We start from the raw sequence: 22,553 nt of genomic DNA on the forward strand, positions 1-22,553 counted from the left end.
ACAGAGGGATCAGAAGCGCATCCTTTCTGTGAGAAGTAACAAGTATTTCGCAGCCTCAAAAAAATACTTCCTCCAGAAACTGTTCTTCAATTGCGCCGAAACGCATGGGAAACAGTTGCCTCGCAGGCTGTGGTCGCACTTCAGCGACCTAGGAGGTATTGATGTCCGGGATCGGTATCAGCAGACGGGGTCTCCTCGTGAGCGCGTCGGCGCTCGGCACGACCGCCGCCCTCAGCGCGTGCGGCGCCAAGACGGGCAGCGGCACGTCGTCGGCCGCCGGAGCGGAGGCGGACACCTCCGGCGACACCGTCAAGGTGGGCCTGCTGAACTCGCTCTCGGGCACCATGGCCATCAGCGAGGTCACCGTGCACAACGCGCTGCTGCTCGCGGTGAAGGAGATCAACGCCGCCGGAGGCGTCCTGGGCAAGAAGCTGAAGCCCATCAGCCAGGACGGTGCCTCCGACTGGCCGACCTTCGCCGAGAAGGCGGAAGCCCTGATCACCGACGACAGGGTGGTCGCCACCTTCGGCTGCTGGACCTCCGCCAGCCGCAAGGCCGTCAAGCCGGTCTTCGAACGCTACAAGTCGCTCCTCTTCTACCCCGTGCAGTACGAGGGCCTGGAGCAGTCCCCGTACATCTTCTACATCGGCGCCACCACCAACCAGCAGATCGTCCCCGCCCTCGACTACCTCAAGAAGCAGGGCCTGACGCGGCTGTACCTGGTGGGCAGCGACTACGTCTTCCCGCGCACCGCCAACAAGATAATCAAGGCGTACGCGGAGGCCCAGGGCATGAAGGTGGTCGGCGAGGACTACGCGCCGCTCGGCTCCACCGAGTTCAGCACCATCGTCAACAAGGTCAAGGACGCCGGCGCGGACGCCGTGTTCAACACCCTCAACGGCGACAGCAACGTGGCCTTCTTCAAGGAGTACAAGTCCGCCGGGCTGACCGCGAAGAGCCTGCCGGTCCTCTCGGTGTCGATCGCCGAGGAGGAGGTCAAGAGCATCGGCACCCAGTACCTGGAAGGCCAGTTGACCGCCTGGAACTACTACGAGACCACCCCGGGCGCCGCCAACACCAAGTTCGTCGCGGCCTACCAGGCGGCCTACGGCAAGGACAAGCCGACCAGCGACCCCATGGAGGCCGCCTACATCTCCGTCTACCTATGGAAGGAGATGGTCGAGAAGGCCGGTTCCTTCGACGTGGCGAAGGTCAAGAAGGCCTCCGGCGGCATCGAACTCGACGCCCCCGAGGGCAAGGTCACGGTCGACGGCGCGACGCAACACGTCTACAAGACGGCCCGGATCGGAAGGGTCGGCTCGGACGGTCTGATCGAGGAGATCTGGAACTCCGGCAAGCCGATCAAGCCGGACCCGTATTTGAAGGGTTACGACTGGGCGGCCGGGTTGTCCTGAATCCGACGGTGAGTGGGGTTACTCGCGCGGTTTCCCGCGCCCCTGAAAGAAAGGGCCCCCGCGCCCCTGAAAAAAGCACGGGCGCAGCCCCTGACTTATCAGGAGCGCGGGGAACCGCGCGACCAGCCCCCACCGGACCCGCACCCGCCGAACAACCCCGCCCCGGACCCGGAGCCGCCCCATGACGGTCATCCTCAATCAATCCTTCACCGGCATCAGCATCGGCGCCGTCCTCCTGCTCATCGCGCTCGGCCTGACCCTGACCTTCGGTCAGATGGGCGTGATCAACATGGCGCACGGCGAGTTCATCATGGCCGGCGCCTACACCACGTACGTGCTGCAGAAGTCCATCAGCGGCGCCGGCGTCTCCCTGCTTCTCGCCCTGCCGCTGGCCTTCCTGGTCGCCGGAGCCATGGGCGCGCTGCTCGAATGGCTGCTCATCCGGCGTCTCTACACGAGACCCCTGGACACCCTGCTGGTCACCTGGGGTGTCTCCCTGATGCTCCAGCAGCTGGCCCGTGACGTCTTCGGCGCCCCGAACGTCCAGACCCGCGCCCCGGACCTGCTCACCGGCAACATCTCCGTCGGCGGCATCACCTTCGCCAACAACCGGCTGTTCATCCTCGGGCTCGCTCTGCTCTGCGTCCTCGGACTCACCCTGATCATGCGCACGACCCCGCTGGGCCGCCGCATCCGGGCCGTCGTGCAGAACCGGGACCTCGCGGAGGTGTCCGGCATCGCGACCCAGCGCGTGGACCGTACGACGTTCTTCATCGGCTCGGGCCTCGCGGGCGTGGCCGGTGTCGCGCTCACCCTGGTCGGCCCGATCGGCCCGACCATGGGCACCAACTACATCGTCGACGCCTTCCTGGTCGTGGTCGTCGGCGGCGTCGCCCAGCTCAAGGGCGCCGTCATCACCGCCTTCGCACTCGGTGTCCTGCAGTCCGTACTGGAGTACTCGACGACGGTCAGCGTCGCCAAGGTCATCGTGCTCGTGGCGATCGTCGCCTTCCTGCAGTGGCGACCCCAGGGCCTGTACACCCTGCGCACCCGGAGCCTGGCATGACGACGCCCACGCCCTCCCTCGAGAGGATGGCACCCGCGGCGGAGCCGTCGCGCTCCCTCCTGGACCGCTTCCGCGTCCCCGGCGCCTTCCTCGTCGGCGCCGTCCTGCTCATCGGGGTCGCCCCGCTCGCCCTCTCCGACTTCCGGCTCAACCTCCTCGCCAAGTACTTGTGTTATGCGATCGTGGCGGTCGGCGTGAGCCTTGCTTGGGGGCGTGGCGGCCTGCTCGTCCTCGGCCAGGGCGTCTTCTTCGGCCTCGGCGGCTACGCCATGGCCATGCACCTCAAGCTCGCCGACGCGGCCGAGACCGGCCAGACTCTGCCCGACTTCATGCAGCTGTACGGCACCGGCGACACCCTGCCCTGGTGGTGGCAGCCCTTCGCCAACCCTGCCTTCGCCCTCGCCATGACCGTCCTGCTGCCCATGGCGGTCGCCGCGCTGCTCGGCTTCTTCGTCTTCCGTCGCCGGGTGAAGGGCGCGTACTTCGCGATCCTCAGCCAGGCACTGGCCGCCGCCCTCGCCATCTGGCTCGTCGGCCAACAGGCCACCACCGGCGGCACCAACGGCCTCACCGACATGCGCGGCTTCTTCGGGTACGACCTCGACGACCCGGTGAACCAGCGGATGGTGTACTTCGTCATCGCCGCCGTGCTCCTGCTGCTGATGGCCGCCGCCCGTCAGCTGTTCGTCAGCCGCTACGGCGAACTCCTCGTCGCCGTGCGGGACTCCGAGGAGCGCGTCCGCTTCCTCGGCTACGACCCCGCCAACGTCAAGCTCGTCGCGTACGTCGTAGCGGCGGGCATGGCGGGCCTCGCGGGTGCCCTGTTCGTCCCGGCGGTCGGCATCATCTCGCCGGCCCTGATCGGCATCGTCCCGTCCATCGGCTTCGTCATCGGCGCGGCGGTGGGCGGCCGGGCCTCCCTGGTGGGTGCCGTGCTCGGTGCCATCGCGGTGGCCTGGGCGCAGAGCACCCTCTCCGACGCCTTCCCTGCCGCGTGGACCTACCTCCAGGGCCTGCTGTTCGTCCTGGCGGTCGGCTTCCTGCCCGGCGGCCTTGCCTCCCTGGCGAGCGTGGTCCGCCGGCGCCGTACCCCCATGACGACCACCCCCATCACGGCCCCGGCCTCGGCTCCGACCTCGGCCCCGACAGGAGGAACGGCATGAGCGGCGAGGGACTGACGGTCCGCGACCTGCGGGTGACGTTCGACGGCTTCAAGGCCGTCGACGGCGTGGACCTCGACATCCGCCCCGGCGACCTGCGCTTCCTCATCGGCCCGAACGGCGCCGGCAAGACCACCCTCGTCGACGCCGTCACCGGACTGGTGAAGTCCACCGGATCGGTCCGCTTCGGCGGCGAGGAACTCATCGGGAAACCGGTGCACCGGATCGCCCGCAGGGGCATCGGGCGTACCTTCCAGACGGCCACGGTCTTCGAGGAGCTGACCGTCCTGCAGAACCTCGACATCGCGGCGGGCGCCGGACGTGGCCCCCTGACCATGCTCAGGCGGCGCAAGGGCGTACCGGAGGAGGTCACCAGGGCCCTGGAGACCACCGGTCTCACGGAACTGCGTGACCGTCCGGCAGGTGTGCTCGCGCACGGCCAGAAGCAGTGGCTGGAGATCGGCATGCTGCTCGTCCAGGACGTGAAGCTGCTGCTGCTCGACGAGCCGGTCGCCGGTATGAGCCACGACGAACGCGAGGCCACGGGCGCGCTGTTGCAGCGGGTCGGTGAGGACCACACGGTGGTGGTCATCGAGCACGACATGGACTTCATGCGCTCCTTCGCCCGCAGCGTCACCGTCCTGCACGCCGGCCGGATCCTCAGCGAGGGCTCCGTCACCGAGGTACAGGCCGACGCCAAGGTCCAGGAGGTCTACCTCGGCCGCGCGTCCGAGCCCGAGCCCGAGCCCGGGTCCGGACCCGAGCCCGCGTCGGTGACCGCCGCCGAACCGGTCGCCGCTCCCGTCCCCGTCGCCGAGGAGGCGTGACACCCATGCTGGAGATCAACTCCGTCCACGCCGGCTACGACCGTACGACCGTGCTGCACGGCGTGACCGTGTCCGTCCCGAGAGACGGCGTCGGAGCCGTCCTCGGCCACAACGGCGCCGGCAAGAGCACCCTGCTGCGCGCCGCCATGGGCCTGCTCAAGCCGAAGAGCGGGACCGTCCTGCTGGACGGCGAGGACATCACCCACCTCGCCCCGCACCAGCGGGTGGCCAGGGGCATGGCGTACGTCCCGCAGGGCCAGCAGTCCTTCCCGCACCTCACCACCGCCGAGAACCTGCAACTGGTCGCCGACGGCCGCCCGGACGGCAGGGAGGCGGTCGCCGAGGCCCTGGACCTGTTCCCCGTCCTGCGGGAGCTGTCCGGCCGCCGGGCCGGTCTCCTCTCCGGCGGCCAGCGCCAGCAGCTCGCCTTCGCCCGCGCCCTGATCACCCGCCCGAGACTCCTCCTGCTCGACGAGCCGACCGAGGGCATCCAGCCCTCCGTCGTCGCCGAGATCGAGGAGACGATCCTCGCCCTGACCCGCCGGGGCGGTCTCTCCGTCCTCCTCGTCGAACAGCACGTGGGCTTCGCCATGCGGGCGGCGCAGCGGTACTACGTGCTGGAGGCGGGCCGGGTCACCTCCTCCGGAGAGGGGGGTACGGGGGCCGAGCAGACCGTCCGGGAGGCGCTCAGCGTCTGACGGCCTGTCGGCGGCGGCGCTCTGACGAGTGAGGTCGTCGAGGAATGCCGTGGAGCACTGCCGCCTGACCGACGACGCGCTCGCCGGCGTTTTCGAGGCCTTCGCCCTCGGGCCCGGCCCGGCAAACGGCCGGCGGCCGGACCTCGGCGGCGAGGGGGCCCGGCGCCCCACGAACTCGTCGTCGAACTCGTCGTCCGCCGGGAAGCCGTCGACTCCGCCGATGACGTCGTCGTCCACCAGGCCCGCGGCGGGCGCTTCCCGCTGACAGGCCGGGCCACGCCCGCTGCCTAGCGCGCGTGCGGCCCGTTTGTGATGGGGCCGTGGCTGTGCCGCCAGCCCGCCGGCACGCGCAGGGCGCCCACCAGATGGGGGTGGCCGAGGGGGAGGTCCGCGTGCACATGGGCCGCCGGCGCGGGGGCCGCGTCGGCCGTCGACCGCGCCGGCCACAGCCGTACGGCCAGCAGCGCCGCACCCAGGGCGATCGAACCCAGCGCGAGCACCGCCCAGTTGAGCCCCGCCGCCGCTCCCAGCCACCCGGCCAGCGGATACGTCAGCAGCCAGCAGCCGTGCGAGAGGGAGAACTGCGCGGCGAACGCGGCCGTACGCTCCCCGGGCGCCACCGAGCGGCGGACGAGCCGTCCGGCTGGCGTGAGCACCGCCGAGGACGCGGCACCGAACGCGGCCCAGAGCACGAGCAGCGCGGGCAGCCGCCAACTCCCGCCCTGAGCGGCCGTGACACCCCCGAGCCCGGCGAAGACGACGGCCAGCGACAGCGCGCCCGGCACCATCACCGCCCGGTCCGGCACCTGGTCCAGCAGACGCGGCAACACCAGGGCCACGGCCATCGACCCGGCCCCGTACGCCCCGAGCGCCAGCGGTACGGCGCCCGCCGACAGGTCCAGCACATCGCGGACGTAGACGACGGAGTTGACCGTCACCATCGCCCCGGCCGCCGCGACCGCGAGGTTCAGGGCGAGCAGGGCCCGCAGCCCGGGGACGGCGAGGAAGAGGCGGGTCCCGGCCGTGGCCCTGGTGTACACGCCACCCGTTCGCGGGACGGTGGCGCCGGCCCGCTCGGGCAGGGCGGTCGAGACCACCAACGCGGCCGAGGCGAGGAAACCCAGGGCGGTGCCGGTGAACAGCCGGTCGTAGGTGATGACGGACAGGAGGGCGGCCGCGAGCGCGGGGGAGAAGAGGCTCTCCAGGTCGTACGCGAGCCGTGACATCGACAGCGCCCGTGTGTAGTCGCGCTCCTCGGGCAGCACGTCGGGGATGACGGCCTGGAACGTGGGTGTGAACGCGGCCGAGGCCGACTGGAGGAGGAAGACCAGGACGTACACCTGCCAGACCTCGCCGACGAACGGCAGGGACACGGCGATCCCGGCGCGCACCAGGTCCGCCGTCACCATGAGCGCCCGGCGCGGCAGCCGGTCGGCGACCGCGCCGACGGCCGGAGCGATCACCACGTACGCCACCATCTTGATCGCCAGAGCCGTACCGAGAACGGAACCGGCGTCGGCGCCCGCCAGATCGTAGGCCAGCAGCCCGAGAGCGACGGTCGCGAGCCCCGTACCCACCAGGGCGACGACCTGAGCGCCGAAAAGCCGTCGGTAGGCGCGATGACGCAGAACGGCGAGCATACGAACGGCTCCCCTCGGCGCGGCGTCGAGTGTCGATACAGACCAAGTGTAACCATCATGTGCGCACCTGTGCACATGATGGCGCCCTGAAGGGACGCGGGGCAGTGACATGTGCGGCTCCGCCACGTGGGCGCGACCGGCCACGACGGCGCCGCGGGCAAGAGTCGACCCCCGCGCCCCCAGCGGAGCGCCTACGCTGGGCTCATGCCTGAACGCCACGCCCTGTCACCTGTGTCCGGTGCGCATCTGCGCGCCCCCGACAGCGCGCGGCTCGCCGAGGCGACCGGAGTGTTCGCGATGCTCTCCGACGCCACCCGGCTGCATCTGCTGTGGCTGCTCGCGCAGGGAGAGTCGGACGTCGGCTCACTGGCCGACCGCTGCGAGGCGTCCCGCACGGCGGTCAGCCAGCATCTGGCGAAGCTGCGGCTCGCCGGGCTCGTGGACACCCGCCGGGAGGGGCGTCACATCCACTACAGCCTCGCCGACGGGCATCTGCGGCGCCTGGTCGTGGAAGCGCTCAGCCACGCGGACCACCGGGTCAGCGGGCAGGCACCGCACGACTGAGGACACCCCATGACCGCTGATTTCTCGCTCAGACAGCTGGAGTACTTCGTGGCCGTGGCGAACACGGGCTCCATGAGCGCGGCCGCCGTGCAGTGCCATGCCTCCCAGGCGGGCATCTCCACCGCGATCGCCGACCTGGAGCGCCGGCTCGGAGTGCAACTCCTGGTGCGGCGGCGGGCCAAGGGCGTCTTCCTCACCGAGGCAGGCACCCGGGTCCTGGAGCACGCACAGGCCGTCCTCGCCCGCGCCGAGGACCTCAAGGCCGACGCCAGGGCGGAGGAGGGGCAGCTCGCGGGACGGCTGACGATCGGCTGCTACGCGACTCTCTCCCCGTTCCTCATCCCGCCCCTCGTCGACGGCTTCACCCGCCTTCACCCGGGCGTCGACCTGCACTTCGTCGACGGCTCCCAGGAGGAGATCCGCCAGTCCCTCCTCGACGGCGCCTGCGACCTGGCCCTCCTGTACGAGACCGGCGCCGAGACGGGCCTGTCGTGCACCACGGTCCGGGCGGGCAGGCCCTACGTGATCCTGTCGCCCGGCCACCCCCTGGCCGGCCGTGACGCGGTCTCCCTCACCGAACTCGCCGACGAGCCCCTGATCGTCTACGCGGCGCCACCGGCCCCGGGCAACGCCGACCGCTGGATGCACAGCGTCGGCGTCAAACCGAGCATCCGCTACCGCACTTCCAGCATCGAGGCCGTACGCAGCCTGGTCGCCCGCGGCCTCGGCTACTCGATGCTGATCCAGCGCTGGCCGGACGCCACCAGTTTCGAGGGTCTTCCCCTGGCGTCGGTGCCGATCAGTGACCCGTTGGAGGAGGTCAGAGTCGTGATCGCCCATGCCGCGAGCGTCTCGCCCACCCGCCGGGCGCGCGCCTTCGCCCAGTACGCGCGCGAGACCCTGTCGACGACCACGGCGACCGCGTGAGGCCGGACCGCCCCGCGACAGGACGGGTGGCCACAGTGGTCGCGGTACTGACGGCCGGGCTGTTGCTCTTCCCCCGAGCGGTTCCCAACTCCGTGGGCCGCGCGGGCAGTCTGCTGGAGGCGTTCCTGCCCTGGCTCGGCCTGGTGGCCGTGGCCCTGCTCGGTTTGGGGCTGCTGCACCGGTCGGCGGTCGCCCTGCTGGCTCTCCTGCTGCCGGTGGCGGCCTGGACGTACGGTTTCGGCGGGCTGCTGCTGCCCGGGGCGGAGCCCGGCGTGCGCGATCTGGTCGTGGTGCAGCACAACGTCAGCGACGAGAACGCGGACCCGGCGGGTACGGCCCGCGCCCTGGCCGACGCCGAGCCCGATCTCATCGCGCTGGAGGAGCTGCTGCCCACGGCGCTGCCGGTCTACGAGCGGACCCTCGCCCCGGACTACCCGTACCACGCGGTCCGGGGCACCGTCGGACTCTGGTCGAGGCATCCGCTCGGCGAGGCCCGGCTGTTGGACATCAAACCCAAGGGGATTGCGGAGGAGTGGAACCGCGGGCTGCGGGCGGTGGTCCGTACGCCGCGCGGCGAGATCGCGGTGTACGTCGCGCACCTGCCCTCGGTCCGCGTCGGGGCGGGTGGACTCGCCTCCCAACGGCGTGACGAGAGCGCCGGCCTGCTGGGCGGGGCCGTCGCCGCCGAGAAGCGGGACCCGGTGATCCTGCTGGGCGACCTCAACGGCACGGTCGACGACCGTGGGCTGGCGCCCCTGACCGCACGGATGAACGTGGCGGAGCGGGGCTTCGCCTTCAGCTACCCCGCCGCCTTTCCGCTGACCCGGATCGACCAGGTCATGGCCCGCTCGGCGGTCGTCGCCGACATCCGCACCCTGCCCGCCACCGGCAGCGACCATCTGCCGGTCGCCGCCCGCGTCACCCTGGACTGACCACCGGCCCGATCGACTCCAGCGTCGGCACGACCTCCTCGATCGAGCCGTCCGCCGCGAACACCAGCCGGTCCAGGGTGGATTCACGGCGCATGCCGTCGCCGCGCGGAGTGCCGGGGCCGGGAATCGCGAACCGGTGGTAGCAGATGAACCAGTCGTCGGTGCCGGGGACGTTCACGACCGTGTGGTGGCCCGTGGCGAGGATTCCGTACTTCGGACGCTTCCGCAGGATGACGCCCTTCTTCGTCCACGGGCCGAGCGGCGAGGGCCCGGTCGCGTAGGCGACGCGGTAGTCCTCGCTGCGGGTGTCGTCCTCCGACCACATGAAGTAGTAGACGCCCCGCCGCTTGATGACGAAGGCGCCCTCGCGGAAGTCGTCCGGGGTGAACCGCCGTACCAGCGCCGGGTCGAAGGACACCATGTCCGCGTTGAGCGGCACGCCGTACGCCTCGCAGTTGCCCCAGTAGAGATAGGCCGTGCCGTCGTCGTCCTTGAAGACGGCGGGGTCGATCATCTGGCCCTCGTAGTCGTCGGCCCCGATGAGCGGACGGTCCAGGGCGTCTCGGAAGGGGCCGGTCGGGCTGTCCGCGACGGCCACACCGATCTGCTGGTTCGCACAGAAGTAGAAGTAGTACGACCCGTCCCGCTCCCCGGCCGCCGGCGCCCAGGCATAGCGGTCCGCCCAGCTCACGTCGGACTCCAGGTCGAGAACGACTCCGTGGTCCTCCCAGGCGACCAGGTCGTCCGAGGAGTACACCTTGAACCGTGTCCCGCCCCAGCCCTCGAAGCCGTCCGTCGTCGGATAGATGTAGTAACGGCCGCCGAACTCCTGGATGTTGGGGTCGGCATGCAGCCCCGGCAGCAGCGGGCTGCGCATGTGCACGGCCTCGACCGTCCAGGTGCGACCGGTCCCGTCGGCCGTCGTGACGGTGTACGGCCGCGGGGTGCGGAAGTCGCGGGGGGTGCCGGAGGGCGGGTCGATGCGGGCGTCCGCCGACAGGTCGAACTCCGGTGCGAGACCGTCGAGTCGGGTGCCCGGGTGCAGGGGCAGGACGACCTTCGAGGCGGCGTCGTCGACGAGCGCGTACGCCTTCGGACCGCCCGGGACGGTGGCGTCGACGACGGACGCCTTCGGCGCGTACGCGGCGAGGAGGTGCTCGTACTCGGCCCGCGTCACCGGCAGCACCGAACCGTGCCGGGCGCCGGGCGGCAGCGCGTAACCCTCGCAGGGTGTCCACTCGCCGGAGCCGAGGTCGGTGGTCTCGAAGGGGACATAGCCGCGCCCGCTGAACTCGTCGATGAACAGGTACCACTTGTGGTCGTCGGTGTTCGACCGGAAGACGATCGGCCCCTCGCCCTGCTCGACGGCCCCGTGACCGATCCGGTCGGCCACGAAGGCGTACGAGGTGTCGCGCAGCCCGGCCGACTTCTCGACGGTGATGAACTTGCCGCCGGGCGCGGCGGGGGAGTTGCCGCGCTCGTCCTTGGTGAACCGGTAGTAGGTGCCGTCGTGACGGACGACCGTCGAGTCGATGACCGAGTGGCCGGGGTCGTTCCAGAGCCGGGGCTCACTGAAGACGCGGAAGTCGCGGGTGGTCGCGTACAGCATCGTGTTGTGGGTGTCCGCGGTGTGGTCCGGGTCGTCGTCGGCGTACACCTTCGACGCCCAGAAGACGACGTACGCGCCGAGGTCGGGGTCGTGGCAGGCCTCGGGCGCCCAGACGTTGCCGGCGGTGTCGGGGGCGACGCGCACCAGTCGGGGGTCGGTCCAGTGCACCAGGTCGGTGCTGTCCCAGACCATGAGGGAGGTGCTGCCGGTGCGCTGCACCTGCTCCCAGTCGCCGTCCCGCTCGCCGTGCATCCTGAGGTCGGTGGCGATCAGGTGGAAGCGGTCGCCCTCCGGGGCGCGGACGACGAACGGATCGCGCAGGCCCCGGGTCCCGAGTTCCGAGGTGAGCACCGGCGCACCGCCGTTGAGCTCGCGCCAGCGCAACGGGTCGTCGCCCCGGCTGAGCGCGAACCTGATCTGCTCGCCGTCCGGGCTGCCCTCGCCGGTGAAGTAGACGAAGACGTATCCGGCGTAGTCCTGCAAGCCGACCTCCAGCGCTGCGACCTTTTGACGCTTCCTGTTGGAAACCCGTCGATGAGTGTTGCTATCTGCGGCGAGCGGCGTCAATCGGCACGGGGCTCCGGGGCGGGTTCGAAAGTTTCGGCGACAGTGCTTTCGCGCAGGTCGCGGTCGCCTCGGGGGAGCGGCAGACCGCCCGGACACGCCGCACAGGCCGAGGCGATCATGGACGCCGTAATGGGCAGAGCCGTCCCCTCGCCGCCCGGACCCACGAGTGGTGCGACGAGAGCCGCCGCCCCGAACTGCGGCGCGCCCAGCAGCGCGGAGGCACTGCTGGAGGCCGGCCGCCGCCGGTGCGCACAGCAGGGCACAGCACACGGCCATGGAGGTCGGTCCGGTGCGCAGCGGAGCCCGGGGGTCGAACCTGCCGACGATCCCGCGGTCGACGGCGCCGGTGGAGGTGGAACCGGAGGAGTCGACCGCCGGCCACCTCGCGTACATGCCGGTGGAGAGGCCGTAGACGTGACACCACTGGCCCCGGTGTCCAGGTCGTCGATCATCGGGGGGAAGGCCGACAGATACCTGTCCGTGGCCGGCGGCGCCACCGCGTAGGCCAGGGCGAGCACCGGCATCGTGGGCTTCGGCACCCCGGTTTCGGTGCCGGCGCGGGTGGGTGGAGTGTGGCGACGGGAGCGCGGAGGCACGTCGTTCCCCCTTGATCGCTGCCGACGGAGTGGGGTGCGGGACGAGGCGCGGACTAGGCGCTCGCCTCGACGATCTCGACGGTGAGGCGGCCGAGTCCGGTGATCTCGCCCTCCAGCAGATCCCCGGGCTTCATCCACTGCCCGGTGCCGAGGCCGACGCCGGCCGGGGTGCCGGTGGACACCACGTCGCCCGGCTCCAGCGTCAGGTGCTCGGTGATCTTGACGAGCTGCTCGGGGATGGACCAGATCATGTCGCGGGTGTTGGCGTCCTGCCTGGGCTCACCGTTGAGCCAGAACCGCAGGCGCAGGTCGTTCTCGTCGACGTATCGGGCCGGGACGATCGCCGGGCCGAGCGGGCAGCTGTCGTCGAAGGCCTTGCCGCCGAACAGGTCGAATCCGACCAGGTGCCCGGGGTGCCGCTGCCAGTCGCGGGCGGACAGGTCGATGGCGATCGTGTAGCCGGCGACGTGCTCCATCGCGTTCTCCGGCGTCAGGCGACGCCCTCGCTTCCCGATGACGACGGCGAGTTCCAGCTCGTAGTCGAACTTCTCCGTCTGCTCCGGATACCGCACGGTCTTGCCCGGCCCGACGAGCGAGGTGGTCGGCGGCTTGAAGAAGAACAGGGGGATCTTCGTGTCCTTCTCCCAGTCGGTGTGACCGCCGTCCTTCTCCATGTGGTCGTAGTAGTTGGCGCCGGTCATGACGACCTTGCGGGGGTGCTGGAGCGGTGTGAGGGTGTCCTCCAGCGTGGCCGGGGCGGGCAGCGGTGCCGTGGTGTCGGTGCCGTCGGCGAGCCGCTCGGCCGCCGCGACGAGGACCGGCTCGGTCCGCTCCCAGTGGTCGAAGACGTTCATCAGTCCGCGCGCCGGCTCCGGCCGCAGGGCCTCGGGGGCGACGTCCGCCAGCGCCCAGGAGCGGTCCTCGATCGACAGGACCGGGGTGGGGCGCCCGTCGACGCGCAGGGTGGCCAGGGAAAAGGTCATGGGAACGCTCTCCGTCTCTCAAGCGGTGTACGGCGTTGCGGGTTTCCGTCCGTTCGCACGCGGTGCGCCTCCGCGTGGTGCGGCTACGCGCGCCCGGTGAGCGCCGTCAGCATCACGGGACCTCCCTGCACGGCCGTGCGCCGCATGTGGTGGAGGACACCGCGCAGGCCGCCCATCTCCTCACCGCCGCCGGCGCGCCCGGGGCCGCCGTGGATCAGCGCGGGCAGCGGGGCGCCGTGGCCGGTGGAGGACTTGGCGGACTCGGTGTCCAGGACGAGGACCCTGCCGTGCCACGGGGCGAGGCCGACGACCGTCCGGCGGGCGAAGTCCGCGTCACCGGTGACCACGGACGCGGCGAGGCTGCCCCGCCCGCGGGCTGCCAGGAAGACGGCGTGATCGGGCGAGGTGTACGGAATCAACGTGCTGACCGGGCCGAACGCCTCCACCTCGTGCGGAGCGGTGGCGCCCGGGTCGTCGCAGCGCAGCAGCAGGGGAGCGAGGAAGGCTCCGCGCTCCCCGTCGGCACCGACGAAGTCCACCCGGTCCGGGTCGCCCGACACGAGCCGTGCCGAGTCGAGCAGCGTCTTCACACAGCGCCGCACCTCCTCGCGCTGTCCGAGGCTCGCCAGCGCGCCCATGCTCACGGCAGGGTCGGCCGGGTCGCCCACGACGACCTCGGCCAGCCGGGCGGCGGCCGCCTCGCTCACCGCGTCCAGCAGTTCGGCCGGGACGAGGGCGCGGCGGATCGCCGTGCACTTCTGCCCGGCCTTCACGGTCATCTCGGTGACCAACTGGTCGATGTACAGCTCGAATTCGGGGGTTCCGGGCGTGGCGTCCGGGCCGAGGACCGAGCAGTTGACCGAGTCGGCCTCGGCGTTGAACCGCACGGCCTGCCGGACGACCGCCGGATGGGTCCGCAGCCGTTCCGCCGTGGCCGCCGATCCGGTGAACGACACCAGGTCCTGTTCGGTGACATGGTCGAGGAGGTCGCCCGCGCTGCCGCACACGAACTGCAGGCTGCCCGGCGGCAACAGGCCGGACTCCACGACGAGTTCGATCATCCGGCTGGTGAGCGGGCAGGTCTGCGTGGCGGGCTTGATCAGGCTCGGCACACCGGCCAGCACCGCCGGGGCGAGCTTCTCCAGGGGTGCCCAGACGGGGAAGTTGTAGGCGTTGATCTGGACGGCCGCGCCGCGCAGCGGGGTGGCGATGTGACCGCCGAGGAAGCTGCCGTCACGGCTCAGGCTCTCCCGCTCGCCCTCGACGTGGACCAGCCCCTCGTCACCGCCGGGCAGTTCACGCTTCCCCAGGGCCGCGTAGTACTGCACGACCCGGATGCCGCCGTCGATGTCGTACTTCGAGTCGAAGAGGGTGGCGCCCGTGGTGGCGGACAGCGCGTACAACTCCTCGCGGTGGCCCCGCAGATACGTCGCGATGTCGGCCAGGAGTGCGGCACGCCGGTGGAAGGAGAGGGCGCGGAGTTCCGGGCCGCCGACCGAGCGGGCGTGGTGGAGTGCGGCGGCCATGTCGACACCGGCGGAGGAGACATGGGCGACCACCTCGCCGGTGACGGCGTCGTGGACGGGTGTGCCTTCCTCGGTGGGGGTGTGCCACCGGTCCTGTACGTAGCTGCGCAGCGCGCTCATCGTGTCGTCCCGTCCGTCGCAGGTGTCCGGACGGCCGCGATCGTCCCGGCGTATCCGTCGTCGCCGTCCGCGACGGCGTGGTGGCCCCAGATGTCGGCCGTGTAGACGCGGCTCACCCAGGTCTCGTCGTCGACCTGGCGGCCCTCGGCTCCCACCTCGATGCCGAAACCGGCGGGGGAGCGCATGTAGAAGGAGAACATCCCGTCGTTGGAGTGCCGTCCCAGCGTCGCCATCAGCGGCACCTTGTGCTCACGGGCCCGGTCGTGGGCCCGCCCGACCTCGTCCGTGCCCGACACCTCGCACAGCACGTGGTGCGTGCCCTCGCGTTTGCGGGACGCGACGAACGCGATGCTGTGGTGGCGCGGGTTGCAGCCCATGAAGTAGAAGGTCCCGCCCAGCGGCAGATGGGTCACATCGCTGAGCCGGAAGCCCATGACGTCCCGGTAGAAGTCCACCGCCTCCAGCGCCTGCGGGGACTTGAGGACCACATGCCCCATGCCCTGATCGCCGGTCACGAAGGTGACCCCGAGCGGGGAGACGAACGGCGTCGCGGCGACCCGGCGCCCGACGAAGAGCTCGGTGCGCACCGAGCACGGCCCGTCGAACCATCGCATGCGGTCCACCTGCCGCTCGGCGCACTCCCCGGCCGTACCCTCGTGGACCTCGACGCCGTGCGCGAGCAGGCGCTCGACCACGCGGTCGAGCCCCACCCGGTCGCCGACCTCCCAGCCGATGTACGTGACACCGCCGGTCCCGGCGGCCTCGACACTGAACCGGTAGGGGTGCTCGTCCAGGCGCAGCAGCCGTTGCCCCGGGGAGCCGGACGGGCCGGCGGGCATGGTGCCGATCACGTCACTGGCGTACGCGACCCAGCCGTCCGGGTCGGGCGTACCGATGCCGAGATAACCCAGGCTGCGAACACTCATCGAAACCTCCACTGGTCGGGGCCCCGCCGGTGAAAGCGCGATGGGCCGCCCGCCGCTCGAAGCTAGTTGTCAGAGTTCTTATTATCAAGCCCTTGACGAATTCCGACGGAAGGTTCGCATGACCCTTGACTGTTAGAGTTCTATCTATCTACGGTCGGGGCATCCGACGACGGCTCGACGGCCGTCACGACGACGTCGGCCGCCCGTCATCGCGGCGCCGGCCGTCACGAAGGGCGACCCCATGCCTGTATCTGAGCCGCGCCTGTTCCCCGTGGCGGAGAAGGACATCCCGGAGAAGGCGCTGACGGCTTTGGAGCCGTACCGCAACGCCGAGGCCGGCGGTGACATCTACGCGATCTGGACGACGCTCGCCGCGCACCCGGACGCGCTGCGCCGCTTCCTCGTCTTCGGCAATCACGTCCTGGGCAAGAACACGCTGTCCGTCCGGGCCCGCGAGCTGGTGATCCTGCGGGTCGCCTGGCTCACCCGGGCCGAGTACGAGTGGCTGCAGCATGTCCGCATCGCCCGCCGGGCCGGGGTCTCCGACGACGAGATCCGGGCGCTCGGCACCACGGAGCCGGCCGGCTTCGACGACACCGAACAGATCCTGCTGCTCGCGACCGATCAGCTCGTCGGCGTGGCGGACCTCGACGACGCCACCTGGAAGCGACTGCGGGACCGGCTCGCCACCGAGCAGCTGATCGACCTCGTCTACACGGTCGGCCAGTACCAGACAGTGGCGATGGCGATCAACGCCTTCCGTATCCGGCCGGAGCCGGACATCGCCGCGCTCCGCGCCGAACTCCCGCTGCCCGCGCCCACCGCCTCCCAGCCCCTCCCTGTCCTCGTAGGAGAGAAGACCCCATGAAGCTCGCCAACCTCGCCGGCCGGGCCACCATCGTCGTCGGCGCTCGCGCCCTCGACGTGGAGAAGGCCAGCAACGGGGCGCTCGGCCCCGACCCCGCCGTGCTCTACGACCTCGCGAACCACGAGGAGCTGCGCCGGCTCGCCGGGGCGGCGGGCGACGCCGACCTCGCCGAGTACGACGAGAAGCTGCTCGGCCCGGTCTCCCCGCGCGCCCCGAAGATCCTCGCCGTGGCGCTCAACTACCGGGGCCACGCCGAGGAGTCGGACCTGCCGATCCCCGAACAGCCTACGGTCTTCGGCAAGTTCAGCAGCTCCCTGACCGGGCCGTACGACCCGGTGATCGTGGCCGAGGGCATCGACAAGTGCGATTTCGAGGCCGAGGTCGTGATCGTCATCGGCAGGACCATGCGCTCGGTGGAACCGGGCGTGGTCTGGGACGGCATCGCCGGTGTGACCGCCGGGCAGGACGTCACCGACCGCCGGGAGCAGTGGCGCAAGCCGCTGAACCAGTTCACCCTCGCCAAGTCCTACGACACCTACAGCCCGACCGGCCCGCTGATGGCGACCGTCGACGAGTTCGAGGACCCCGACGACATCGAGATCGTCGGGCACGTCGACGACCTGGAGGTCCAGCGCGGCCGTACCTCCGACCTCATCTTCCCCATCCCCGAGTTGGTCTCCTGGCTCTCCCGGCATGTGACCCTGGAACCCGGCGACCTGGTCTTCACCGGCACCCCGGCCGGCTGCGGCGTCCGGCGCGTTCCGCGCCTGTACCTGGAGCCCGGGATGACGCTGACCACCGAGCTTCCGGGTGTGGGTACGATGCGCAATCCGATCAGCCGGTGAGATCGGCACGCGCTGTTACGATGCGAGCGGTCCGGACGAAGGGAGCCCTCACGTGTCGGACGATCACGTAGGTGAATCCGTCGACGCCGTCGACCATCCGCGCTCCCGCGAGTTCTTCGACAAGGTGCGGACCCGCCACCAGGAGATGGGCCATACGGACCGTCAGCTGGACGGGGTCGCGCTGGTCACCCAGCTCACCCGGCTCGTCGCGCGCCTCGTGCAGGACTTCGAGGCATCCGTGCACCGGCCGCTCGGGATGACCTGGGCCGGCTTCCGGATCATGAACACCCTCTGGGTCTTCGGGGACATGGAGCAGCGGGAGATCGCCCGTATCTCCGGCACCTCGCGCGCCAGCGTCTCCAGCGCCATCAACACCCTCGAAGAGCGAGGCCTGGTCGAGCGCCGCCGTGAGCAGGGCGACCGGCGGCTCGTCCGGGTCTCGCTCACCGAGTCCGGCCTCACGATGCTGCACAAGGCCATCGAGGGGCAGACCGAGCGGGAGCACGCCTGGATGGGGGTCCTGGAGGATCAGGAGATCTCCCAGCTGGTCACCCTGCTGGGCAAGATGGTGAACCAGGAACATCCGGCGTAGTCCGCCGTTCGGCGGCTTCCGGATCGCTCACACGCTCCCGGCCGGTGGTTTGCCGCCGGCCACGGGCACCCCTCGGGTCACACTCGGGAGACCTCTCCCGCAAAGTCGTAAGACCCTTGACGATTAGAACTCTGACGCTTACGTTCTCCACACGTTCCACCGGTTCTTCCCACCCTGTTCCGCTTCCTGGGCAATGACGCCCCGCACCCGCTGCGAGGAACGATGGACATCGGCTGTCTGTTCGCGCCAACCACCGCCACCCCGGACCACATCGCGGAGGCCGAGCGACTCGGCTTCACCTACGCCTACGTGTACGACTCGCCGTCCCTGTTCGCGGACGCCTGGATGACCCTGGGCCGCACGGCGGACCGCACCTCCCGGATCCGCCTCGGTGTCGCGGTGGTCACCCCCGAACTGCGCCACCTCGTCGACAACGCCGCCGCCGCGGTGACCCTCGCGGCTCTCGCTCCGGGCCGGGTGGACGTCGTGGTCGGCGCCGGCTTCACCAGCGCCGCGCTGCTCGGCCGCCGGGGCGCCCGCTGGGCGGAGGTCGAGGAGTACATCGTGGCGCTGCGCGCCCTGATGGCCGGCGAGGAGATCGACTGGGAGGGCGCCAGGATCACCCTGACGTTCCCCGGCCACTCGGGACTCGCCCCGGTCAGGGACGTACCCGTCCTCGCCGCCGCACACGGACCCAAGGGCTTCGCCGTGGCCGGCCGGGTCGCCGACGGGGTCGTCACCAACCCGAGCCACAGCTCCGAACCGATTCCCTTCGAGGGCCGGGTCGTGGTGACCGCGTACGGCACGATCCTCGACGACGGCGAGGAGTTGTCCGACGCGCGCGTCGTCGACGCCGCCGGACCCGGCGCGGCACTGGCCCTGCACCTCGGCGACTTCGGGCCGCTCGCCGGCACGGACGAGGTGCGCGGCTACCAGGCCTGGCTCGCCACGGTCCCGGCGGAGCGCCGCCACATAGAGACCCACCGGGAACACCTGATCGGCGTGACCCCCGAGGAGCGGCCCTTCATCACCCCGAAGGTCATCGAGGCGGCGACCGCCACGGGCACGCCGGAGGAGATCCGGCACCGTCTCCAGCAGTTGGAGGCGTCCGGCGCCACCACGGTCGCGTACCAGCCCGCGGGGCCGGACATCGTCCGCGAGCTGCGCGCCTTCGCGGCGGCCACGGGTCTCTGAAGCCGGCCCCGCGTCCTTGGTTCCGGCCGCGCGTCTCTGGTTCCGGCCGCGCCACAGCTCGGGGGTTCGGTGCGTCGGCGGGTGCGGGCTGGTGGGGGCTGGTCGCGCGGCTCCCCGCGCCCCTGACGCTTCCCGGGCACGCGCCCCACGCTGCGAGGGATGTGGGAAGCCGCGCCGACAACCGCACAGCCGCTCCCGACTCGGCCCGACCCTTCCGGTCCCAGCTCGGCCCGATCCTTCCGATCCCGACTCGGCCCGATCCTTCCGGTCCCAGCTCGCCCGCCCCATCGGGCCCACACCCCGCCCGATTCCCTCGGCCCGTGAACCGAGGCCGAGCCGCCCGAGTCCCCCTCGCTCCGCCCCATCCCGCGCGACCCGACTCCCCTTCGCCCCGCCCGCACGCCCAACGAGGAGTACGACCATGCCCCGCAGAATCGTCACCGGTCCGAACGAGAACGGACAGGCCGCCGTCGTCCAGGACGGCCCCGCCCCGCGGACCTACGAGCTGAAGCACACGCCGGGCTTCGCCAACTCCCTGGTGTGGTCGACACCCGCCGAGCCGGTCGTACCCTTCGACGGCAACGACCCGACCCCCGCCGTCGCCTCCTACTTGCCCGCGCCCGGCGAGACCCGGCTCATCCACCTCGTCATCCCGCCGGACTCCGTCTATCTGACCGAGGGCTTCGACTTCGCCGCGTCCGCCGCCGAGCGCCTGGAGACCAGCCCCGGCCTGGCCGAGCTGTTCGAGCCGGACGCGCCCGGCATGCACACCACCGACACCGTCGACTACGGCGTCCTCCTCCAGGGCGAGATCGTCCTCGAACTCGACGCGGGCAACGAGACCACCCTCGCCCCGGGCGACATCGTCATCCAGAACGGCACCCGCCACGCCTGGCGCAACCGCTCCGACACCCCCGCCGTCGCGCTCTTCGTCCTCATCGGCGCCCGGAGGAACTCCTGATGCCGCACCTCGACCCCACCGACGCCCTGGACCTCGACGCCGAACTCGACGAGGTCGAACGGCTCATCCGGGACACCGTCAGCGCCTTCGTCAAGGACAAGGTCACCGACCACGTCGCCGACTGGTTCGAGGCGGGTACCTTCCCGACCGCCGAACTCGGCCCGGAGATCGGCAAGTTGGGCCTGCTGGGCATGCACCTGGAGGGCTACGGCTGTGCCGGCGCCAGTGCCACCGCGTACGGGGTCGCCTGCCGCGAACTGGAGGCCGCCGACTCGGGGCTGCGCAGCTTCGTCTCCGTCCAGGGCTCCCTGGTGATGTTCCCCATCCACCGCTACGGCTCCGAGGAGCAGAAGCAGGAGTGGCTGCCCCGGCTCGCCTCCGGCGAGGCGATCGGCTGCTTCGGGCTCACCGAACCCGACCAGGGCTCCGACCCCGCCGGTATGCGCACCCAGGCCAGGCGCCACGGCGACGACTGGGTCCTCAACGGCACCAAGATGTGGATCACCAACGGTTCCATCGCCGACATCGCGGTCGTCTGGGCCCGCACCGAGGAAGGCATCCGCGGCTTCCTCGTCCCCAAGGACACCCCCGGCTTCACCACCAGCGAGATCCACCGCAAGCTCTCCCTGCGCGCCTCGGTCACCGCCGAACTGCACCTGGAGGACGTACGACTGCCCGCCGACGCGGTGCTTCCGGGCGTCACCGGGCTGCGCGGACCGCTGTCCTGTCTGTCCGAGGCCCGCTTCGGCATCCTCTGCGGAGTCGTCGGCGCCGCCCGCACCTGCTACCTCTCCGCCCTGGAGTACTCCACCACCCGCGAGCAGTTCGGACGGCGGATCGGCGGCTTCCAGCTCACCCAGGGCAAGCTCGCCCACATGCAGGTCGAGCTCGTCCGCTCCCAGCTCCTCGCCCTGCGTCTGAGCAAGCTCAAGGACGCCGGGAAGCTCCGCCCCGAGCAGGTGAGCCTCGGCAAGCTCGCCAATGTGCGCGCCGCGCTCGACATCGCCCGCTCGGCCCGCACCGTCCTCGGCGCCAACGGCATCACCACCGAGTACCCGGTGCTCCGCCACGCCAACAACCTGGAGACGGTCCTCACCTACGAAGGCACCGAGGAGATCCACACCCTCGTCGTCGGAGAGTCCGTCACGGGCCTCGCGGCCTACCGCTAGGCCCACGGCGTGTCGCGCACGTCCCGCCCAGCACCACCAGCACCCGCCGGAGAGCACCCTGAGCACCCCGGGCGGGCCGCAACCGAGGGTCGGCCCGTCCGGGGGACCACGTACGACACCACGGGAGGAGCGTCGTGACGACACACGCGCACCAGGAGCAGGACCGGACGAACCACCTTGCCGACGACTTCGCCCGGGGAATCCGTCTCGAAGACCTCTGGGACGACCCCTACCCCATCTACCGCAGGCTCCACGACGAGGCCCCCGTGGCCTGGGTCCCCGCCGCCGGCCGCTATCTGATCACCCGGCACGAGGACGTCGTCTTCGCCGAACAGCACCCGGAACTGTTCAGCTCCCGCGAGAAGGACTCCCTCGTCCTGAAGGTCATGGGCGCCAACATGCTCCGCGAGGACGACCCCGAGCACCGCAGGCTGCGGGCCGCCGCCGAGCCGCCGGCCCGCCCCCGCCGGGTGAAGACGGACTGGAGCCCGATCTTCCAGCGCACCGCCGACGAGCTGATCGACTCCTTCGCCGACCAGGGCGAGGCCGACCTGTTCGCCGACTTCGCCGGCCCCTTCGCCGCCACCAACCTGGCGCACCTGCTGGGGATTGCGCGGGTCCCGGCCGCGGACATGATCCGCTGGTCGCAGGACATGATGGACGGCAACAGCAACTACGCCGACGTCCCCGAGGTCTGGGACCGCGCCCTCGCGGCGGCCGGCGCCGTCGAGGAGGCCGTCGACGAAGCCGTACGAGGGCTGCGGGACGAGCCCGACGGCTCGGTGATCTCCTCGATGCTGCACGCCGAGGACCCGCCCACCCTCCAGCAGATCAAGAACAACATCAAGGTCATCATCGGCGGCGGCATCAACGAACCCCGCGATGTGCTGACCGCCGGAGTCTGGGCGCTGCTCACCCACCCCGAGCAGCGCGCAACCGTCGAGGCCGACCCGGCCAGGTGGCGGCACGTCTTCGAGGAGACCGTCCGCTGGATCTCCCCGATCGGCATGTACCCCCGCCAGACCACCGACGACATCGAGCTGTCCGGGGTCCGCATCCCGGCCGGCTCACGGGTCGCCCTGGTGATAGGCGCGGCCAACCGGGACGAGGCCGTCTTCCCCGCCCCCGACCGCTTCGACATCGACCGTGAGCAGCGGGGCCACCTCGCCTTCGGTGGCGGCCCCCACTTCTGCATGGGCACCTGGGTCGCCCGCCACGAGGTCGGCGAGATCGCCTGGCCCACCCTGTTCCGGCGGTTGCCCGGCCTCGAACTCGACCCGGACCGCATCGTGGAGCTCGGAGGATGGGTCTTCCGAGGACTGCTGAACCTGCCCGTCCGCTGGAAACGCCAGAACCACTAGGCCAGAA

Annotated in this window: 22 protein-coding genes; 17 read left to right on the forward strand and 5 right to left on the reverse strand. The window is 71.0% G+C overall.

Features of this window, described 5'->3' with window-relative positions:
• Positions 1 to 161: 161 nt before the first annotated feature.
• The 6 genes from urtA to OG622_RS45135 all read left to right on the forward strand — a co-directional run bounded on the left by urtA (position 162) and on the right by OG622_RS45135 (position 5,431).
• Positions 162 to 1,415: an urea ABC transporter substrate-binding protein gene (gene urtA, locus OG622_RS45110; protein ID WP_371582893.1), complete on the forward strand. Its 1,254-nt coding sequence runs from the start codon at positions 162 to 164 to the stop codon at positions 1,413 to 1,415.
• Positions 1,416 to 1,596: 181 nt separating this feature from the next.
• Positions 1,597 to 2,481: an urea ABC transporter permease subunit UrtB gene (gene urtB, locus OG622_RS45115; protein WP_371582895.1), complete on the forward strand. Its 885-nt coding sequence runs from the start codon at positions 1,597 to 1,599 to the stop codon at positions 2,479 to 2,481.
• Positions 2,478 to 3,644, forward strand: a complete 1,167-nt coding sequence (gene urtC, locus OG622_RS45120) for an urea ABC transporter permease subunit UrtC (protein ID WP_371582897.1) — start codon at positions 2,478 to 2,480, stop codon at positions 3,642 to 3,644. Before urtB ends, urtC begins: the two co-directional genes overlap by 4 nt.
• Positions 3,641 to 4,468 carry an urea ABC transporter ATP-binding protein UrtD gene (gene urtD / locus OG622_RS45125; RefSeq protein ID WP_371582899.1) on the forward strand — a complete coding sequence of 276 codons (828 nt, stop codon included), beginning with the start codon at positions 3,641 to 3,643 and terminating at the stop codon, positions 4,466 to 4,468. Before urtC ends, urtD begins: the two co-directional genes overlap by 4 nt.
• Positions 4,469 to 4,473: 5 nt before the next feature.
• Positions 4,474 to 5,166, forward strand: coding sequence for an urea ABC transporter ATP-binding subunit UrtE (urtE, locus tag OG622_RS45130; RefSeq protein WP_371582901.1), 693 nt, complete (start codon positions 4,474 to 4,476; stop codon positions 5,164 to 5,166).
• A gap of 49 nt (positions 5,167 to 5,215) precedes the next feature.
• Positions 5,216 to 5,431 carry a hypothetical protein gene (locus OG622_RS45135; protein WP_371582903.1) on the forward strand — a complete coding sequence of 72 codons (216 nt, stop codon included), beginning with the start codon at positions 5,216 to 5,218 and terminating at the stop codon, positions 5,429 to 5,431.
• A 22-nt stretch (positions 5,432 to 5,453) separates the two neighbouring features.
• On the opposite strand, the gene OG622_RS45140 is transcribed toward OG622_RS45135, so the two are convergent.
• On the reverse strand, positions 5,454 to 6,806 hold the full coding sequence (locus OG622_RS45140; RefSeq protein ID WP_371582905.1) for an MFS transporter: 1,353 nt from the start codon (positions 6,804 to 6,806) through the stop codon (positions 5,454 to 5,456).
• Positions 6,807 to 7,010: 204 nt separating this feature from the next.
• Here OG622_RS45140 and OG622_RS45145 point away from each other — a divergent pair, with 204 nt between their 5' ends.
• Genes OG622_RS45145 through OG622_RS45155 form a run of 3 tightly spaced genes read left to right on the forward strand, consistent with a single transcriptional unit; the run spans position 7,011 to position 9,229 of the window.
• Complete coding sequence (locus tag OG622_RS45145) at positions 7,011 to 7,370, forward strand: ArsR/SmtB family transcription factor (RefSeq protein WP_371582906.1); 360 nt, start codon at positions 7,011 to 7,013, stop codon at positions 7,368 to 7,370.
• Positions 7,371 to 7,379: 9 nt separating this feature from the next.
• The gene (locus tag OG622_RS45150; RefSeq protein WP_371582908.1) at positions 7,380 to 8,297 is read left to right on the forward strand and encodes a LysR family transcriptional regulator; all 918 of its coding nucleotides are present in this window, start codon (positions 7,380 to 7,382) and stop codon (positions 8,295 to 8,297) included.
• A gap of 26 nt (positions 8,298 to 8,323) precedes the next feature.
• A complete protein-coding gene (locus OG622_RS45155) occupies positions 8,324 to 9,229 on the forward strand; it encodes an endonuclease/exonuclease/phosphatase family protein (protein WP_371582910.1) in 906 nt (301 codons plus the stop codon).
• Here OG622_RS45155 and OG622_RS45160 read toward each other — a convergent pair.
• Complete coding sequence (locus OG622_RS45160; protein WP_371582912.1) at positions 9,216 to 11,321, reverse strand: family 43 glycosylhydrolase; 2,106 nt, start codon at positions 11,319 to 11,321, stop codon at positions 9,216 to 9,218. The two genes, OG622_RS45155 and OG622_RS45160, sit on opposite strands and share 14 nt — an antisense overlap.
• Before the next feature lie 373 nt (positions 11,322 to 11,694).
• On the opposite strand from OG622_RS45160, the gene OG622_RS45165 reads away from it, so the two are divergent.
• Complete coding sequence (locus OG622_RS45165; RefSeq protein WP_371582914.1) at positions 11,695 to 11,817, forward strand: hypothetical protein; 123 nt, start codon at positions 11,695 to 11,697, stop codon at positions 11,815 to 11,817.
• A 237-nt stretch (positions 11,818 to 12,054) separates the two neighbouring features.
• Here the strand turns inward: OG622_RS45165 and OG622_RS45170 are convergent, their stop codons facing one another.
• From OG622_RS45170 to OG622_RS45180, 3 genes are all read right to left on the reverse strand, one after another.
• Positions 12,055 to 12,984, reverse strand: a complete 930-nt coding sequence (locus tag OG622_RS45170; protein WP_371582916.1) for a fumarylacetoacetate hydrolase family protein — start codon at positions 12,982 to 12,984, stop codon at positions 12,055 to 12,057.
• An 83-nt stretch (positions 12,985 to 13,067) separates the two neighbouring features.
• The gene (gene paaZ / locus OG622_RS45175; RefSeq protein WP_371582918.1) at positions 13,068 to 14,630 is read right to left on the reverse strand and encodes a phenylacetic acid degradation bifunctional protein PaaZ; all 1,563 of its coding nucleotides are present in this window, start codon (positions 14,628 to 14,630) and stop codon (positions 13,068 to 13,070) included.
• Positions 14,627 to 15,556 carry a VOC family protein gene (locus OG622_RS45180; RefSeq protein ID WP_371582919.1) on the reverse strand — a complete coding sequence of 310 codons (930 nt, stop codon included), beginning with the start codon at positions 15,554 to 15,556 and terminating at the stop codon, positions 14,627 to 14,629. Before OG622_RS45180 ends, paaZ begins: the two co-directional genes overlap by 4 nt.
• A gap of 241 nt (positions 15,557 to 15,797) precedes the next feature.
• On the opposite strand from OG622_RS45180, the gene OG622_RS45185 reads away from it, so the two are divergent.
• From OG622_RS45185 to OG622_RS45215, 7 genes are all read left to right on the forward strand, one after another.
• Entirely contained in the window at positions 15,798 to 16,424 is a 627-nt protein-coding gene (locus OG622_RS45185) for a carboxymuconolactone decarboxylase family protein (RefSeq protein WP_371582921.1), read from the forward strand.
• The gene (locus OG622_RS45190) at positions 16,421 to 17,269 is read left to right on the forward strand and encodes a fumarylacetoacetate hydrolase family protein (RefSeq protein ID WP_371582923.1); all 849 of its coding nucleotides are present in this window, start codon (positions 16,421 to 16,423) and stop codon (positions 17,267 to 17,269) included. The genes OG622_RS45185 and OG622_RS45190 overlap by 4 nt, the downstream gene beginning before the upstream one ends.
• 52 nt (positions 17,270 to 17,321) lie before the next feature.
• Positions 17,322 to 17,861 (forward strand): MarR family winged helix-turn-helix transcriptional regulator, encoded by a 540-nt coding sequence (locus OG622_RS45195; protein ID WP_371582924.1) that lies wholly within the window; start codon positions 17,322 to 17,324, stop codon positions 17,859 to 17,861.
• A gap of 222 nt (positions 17,862 to 18,083) precedes the next feature.
• Positions 18,084 to 19,055, forward strand: a complete 972-nt coding sequence (locus OG622_RS45200) for an LLM class flavin-dependent oxidoreductase (RefSeq protein WP_371582926.1) — start codon at positions 18,084 to 18,086, stop codon at positions 19,053 to 19,055.
• Between the two features lie 421 nt (positions 19,056 to 19,476).
• Positions 19,477 to 20,016 carry a cupin domain-containing protein gene (locus OG622_RS45205; protein WP_371582928.1) on the forward strand — a complete coding sequence of 180 codons (540 nt, stop codon included), beginning with the start codon at positions 19,477 to 19,479 and terminating at the stop codon, positions 20,014 to 20,016.
• A complete protein-coding gene (locus OG622_RS45210) occupies positions 20,016 to 21,185 on the forward strand; it encodes an acyl-CoA dehydrogenase family protein (protein ID WP_371582929.1) in 1,170 nt (389 codons plus the stop codon). Before OG622_RS45205 ends, OG622_RS45210 begins: the two co-directional genes overlap by 1 nt.
• A 134-nt stretch (positions 21,186 to 21,319) precedes the next feature.
• Entirely contained in the window at positions 21,320 to 22,546 is a 1,227-nt protein-coding gene (locus tag OG622_RS45215) for a cytochrome P450 (protein ID WP_371582931.1), read from the forward strand.
• Positions 22,547 to 22,553: the final 7 nt, after the last annotated feature.

The sequence above is a fragment of the Streptomyces sp. NBC_01314 genome (assembly GCF_041435215.1).
Classification (GTDB): Bacteria; Actinomycetota; Actinomycetes; order Streptomycetales; family Streptomycetaceae; genus Streptomyces.